We start from the raw sequence: 477 nt of genomic DNA on the forward strand, positions 1-477 counted from the left end.
GGTAACCAACCGTTTGGAAGATGAAAACCTAACAAACGACTCTGAACAACAAACCTCTTTTGGTATCGGCCTAGAGCTCATCGATCGCGTGTGTCAGAACCAAGGTTGGCAGTTTACTCATGAAACTCACAACAATGAGTTCATCGTTAAAGTCATGCTGTAGCGATTTTCCCAAATGGTTATTGTATGGTGACCAAAAGTTTACCCTTGCATGGTTATGCTAGTCGCACAATCTAGTTAGGAGTTATTTTATGGGCACTTGGATTTTAGAAACACTGTTGTGGGCTGTGGTAACGGTGGCGGTTTGTGTCGCGATTTGGGGGCTGTACTTACCTAATATATTGATCGCATTAGGTGTGTCGGTAGCGGTATCACTGTTACTGGGCAACAGCTGGAGAAGCTAGTTATTTAAGGAAGAGCATAGTTCAAAACATAAGTGAGTATTGGCACACCCGACAGCAGCGATATTTACTAAGT

2 protein-coding genes are annotated in these 477 nt (G+C 43.2%); both read left to right on the forward strand.

All coding sequences use genetic code 11. The annotated features are described in order from the left end of the window. Positions 1-163: GHKL domain-containing protein (locus AB4512_RS24435; RefSeq protein WP_372176072.1), on the forward strand; the 163-nt coding region annotated here is incomplete at its 5' end. A gap of 88 nt (positions 164-251) precedes the next feature. After that, positions 252-404: a hypothetical protein gene (locus AB4512_RS24440; protein ID WP_009844874.1), complete on the forward strand. Its 153-nt coding sequence runs from the start codon at positions 252-254 to the stop codon at positions 402-404. Positions 405-477: the final 73 nt, after the last annotated feature.

Origin of the sequence: Vibrio sp. 10N.222.52.B7, from assembly GCF_041474275.1 — a bacterium.
GTDB classification, from domain to species: domain Bacteria; phylum Pseudomonadota; class Gammaproteobacteria; order Enterobacterales; family Vibrionaceae; genus Vibrio; species Vibrio crassostreae_C.

What these genes read in the sequence shown, in the direction of transcription:
- AB4512_RS24440 (WP_009844874.1), top strand. Translation starts at nt 252, where the DNA reads ATGGGCACTTGGATTTTAGAAACACTGTTGTGGGCTGTGGTAACGGTG.